General features: G+C 69.8%; 2 protein-coding genes. One reads left to right on the top strand and one right to left on the bottom strand.

Translation table 11 applies throughout. The annotated features are described in order from the left end of the window. Positions 1 to 397: 397 nt before the first annotated feature. Complete coding sequence (locus ACWGI8_RS42390) at positions 398 to 745, top strand: hypothetical protein (protein ID WP_453668797.1); 348 nt, start codon at positions 398 to 400, stop codon at positions 743 to 745. A 202-nt stretch (positions 746 to 947) separates the two neighbouring features. Here ACWGI8_RS42390 and ACWGI8_RS42385 read toward each other — a convergent pair. Continuing rightward, positions 948 to 3,067 (bottom strand): collagenase (locus ACWGI8_RS42385; protein WP_453668796.1); only part of this gene is annotated, 2,120 nt, incomplete at its 5' end.

Below are 3,067 nucleotides of genomic sequence, written 5' to 3'. Positions count from 1 at the left end.
CGCTCCCGCCATCGGCCGGCCCGTCAGTGAGCACGGCCCCGTCGCCGCTTTCACCGCCAGCGCCGAAGGCCGGCCCGACTCGCCCGCAGGGCAAGGCCGCGGCTGCAGCGTCGGCACTTGCGCCGGACCGGACGGTGGCCGGACCTCTCATCAGCGTTTCCGACGGCACCTCCCGGGCCCGGTGACACCACCCCCCCAGGTCATGTCTTCGACAGGGGACACAGTCATGCCGGGCCCGGAGGCCAGCGGCCCTCTTGCAGGACCGCGAAAAACATAACGGGGGGAACTGCGCCGAGCAGCCGACGGGGACGGTGCACAACGCGGTCGACGGGCACGTCGGCCGGCCCGAGCGCCATCTCTGCCCCGCACACACGTGGGCCGCCCGCCCAGCCGGTGAATCAGACCCGCACACCGAGCCCGCTCACGACGCCCTTCCGGCCATGAGCCGTTCGGCACGCACCACTCTCGACACCCTCCGGACGCTGCCGCCGACAAGACGAGCAGCACCGCCTACACCACCCCCACCTCGGGCACGCACGCCTGGTGGACCGGCTCGGCCGACAGCCTCAAAAACGAATCCCCCACCCGGTCCGTGCCGGCCGCCCCTCGGGTCACCGTCAATGCGAGCGCCTGGTACGAGATCGAGGCGGACTTCGATCACCTCTTCGCCGAGTACTACCTCGACGGCGGGGCGAACTGGCTCCGGGCGGGCGCGGCCGTCGACGGCTCCTCCGCCGGCAAGTAGACGACGCTGCGGTACGCGTACGACTCCCAGGGCAAGCCCCCGCTGTTCCGCTTCTGCTACCAGACCGACGGCGGCGTGCACTTTGCCGGCGCGTTCGTGGACGACATCACGTTTGCGTCCGGCGGCCCCACACCCACAGCGCGGCCTCCACGGAGGCAGGGGCGGGAGCCCTCCTGTCGGGCGGCTCCCACCCCTGAGCGCGTCAACTGCGCAGCGGGCCCTCGCAGGTGTAGTCCGCTGTGCCGGTGCGGCCGTCGGGGGCGGCGTCCACCTCGCCGAAGGAGCAGTTCATGTCGGTGAGGTTGTTGTCGCCGGTGGCCGACCGGTCGAGGATTGCGGAGTCGACCGTCTCGCTCATGTCCTTGAACATCTGGTCGGCGTCGCCGGCGTTCGTCAGGTTCGCAGTGACCTGCCCGGTGCACGCGAACCGCGGACGCTCCGGGGCGTCGGTGGAGCGGCAGTCGGGTGTCAGGCTGGTCGTCGCCGTGAAGGACGCGCGGACCGCGTCGGCCGAGGCGTCGTCCAGTTTGTCGACGGGGGTGTACTTCGTGTCGGGGACGAACAGGTCGTCGACGTGCGCGATCTGCTCGTCCAGGAAGCTGTCGTACGCGCGCTGCAGGCCGTCGTCCCGTCCGAGGCGGCCGCGCCAGGTGTCGAACGTCGCGGGGTCGTCGGCCCGCAGGTAGCCGTACATCTCCCGGATCAGTGAGGGGCGCTCGGTCCACAGGAACTCGAAGAAGGTGCCGGCGTAGTCGTAGAAGCGGAAGCCGTCCCCGTCGTACGTGGCGTGCAGCAGCTGGTTCACGGTCATGCGTGGCTTGCCGCCGGAGGTGTCGTCGATGATGCCCTGGACCAGGGACTTGCGGACCTTGATGCCGTTGTCGCGGGTGGCGCCGTCGAAGAACTCGGCGGTGCCCTCGTCCATCGCGGTGGTCCGGTCGCCCTCGTACCACGGCCCCTCGCCGAACAGGCCGGGCACCGCCCACCTGCCGTTGAGGTAGTGGGTGTACTCGTGGCGGAACAGTTCCTCCAGCGTGAGCGTGGAGTCCTGCGGGACCCGGCGCTGGTAGGTGTAGAAGGTCGCGCCCTTCTCGATGTAGATGCCGCCGTTGTCCGTGCTCAGGCCGGTGAGGATCGGATGGTACGTCTCGTAGTCGGCGCGGGATGCGTACAGCACGGTGTGCAGCGTGGTGTTGGTGTCCCCGGCCAGCGGCTCATCGGTGCCCAGAACTCGATGGAACTGCGCCCTGACCTGCTTGCTCGCGTAGTAGAGCTGGTCGACGGTGCCCCGGTCGAGAGCGGTGCGGACCTTCATCGCGTCGTTGTCGTAGATGTACGTCTGCGGGAACAGGCGCCGCTCGATGTCCTCCTTGCACACCGCGTACGGCTTGCAGGCGTCGAACTCGATGAGCCAGGTGACGACCTTCCCCCAGGGCGGGCTTCCGTCGCCGAAGTTCTGCGTGACGGTGCCCAGCAGCGTGCCGAGGTCGCGGACGATCTCGTCGCGCAACGCCTCGATCTGGCCGAACCGCCCGTTCTCGCCGAGCGCGTCGCGCACCACCCAGGCATTGTCCGTGTCCTTGAGGTGCGTGTAGTCGGCGAAGGCCCTGAAGGCCGCGCGGTAGGAGGGGTCGGCGGTGACGGCGTCGTGGAAGGCGGTGTCCTTGTTGCCGGGGTAGACGCCGAGGTAGTTGAGGGAGAGCGCGGCGAGCGCCGCCCCTGCCCAGGAAGTGTCCTTGTTGGTGTCCGGATGGTTCGGGTCCATGGTGGCCAGCACCCGCTTGATGAGGGGGAGTTGGTGCTGGCGCAAACCGGGAGAACTGGCCGCGTCGAGCGCCTCGCGGAGGGTCTCGGCGTTGGTGCGCGTGTTGTCGAAGGTGCGGGCGGCCGATCCGAAGGCGTCGACGGCCCCGCGCATGGCGTCCCTGGTCGGCGGGTCGGTGACGTCGATCTCATCGTGCGAGAAGTCGTGGTAGGCCACGGCGTGGAGGTAGGTGAACATCTCCAGCAGATGGCTGCCGTTCGTGCCGTCGTGCGCCGCGGCGAGGCCGGCGATGCGGCGGGAGACCGTCTGGACGTGGTCGTCCGACATGACGGGGACCAGCCGCTGGTCCCAGGTCCAGACGAGGCCCCGCAGGCAGCCGTCGGCGGTGACGGCCGGGTCGGCGAGGAAGTCGGTGAACTCCTCGGGATTCAGGCCCGTGATGCCGTCCGGAGTGCAGGGGACTTCCTTGCCGTCGACGACGGCGCGGACCGCTGAGCCGGCGACTGCTGGTTTGCCCGTGCGGGCACCTGGGAGGCGGCCGTCGGACAGTCCGCCGG

This window comes from Streptomyces sp. NPDC054841, from assembly GCF_053611045.1.
Note: the sequence above shows the minus strand (reverse complement) of the source record. Positions and strands in the feature narration are given on the sequence as shown.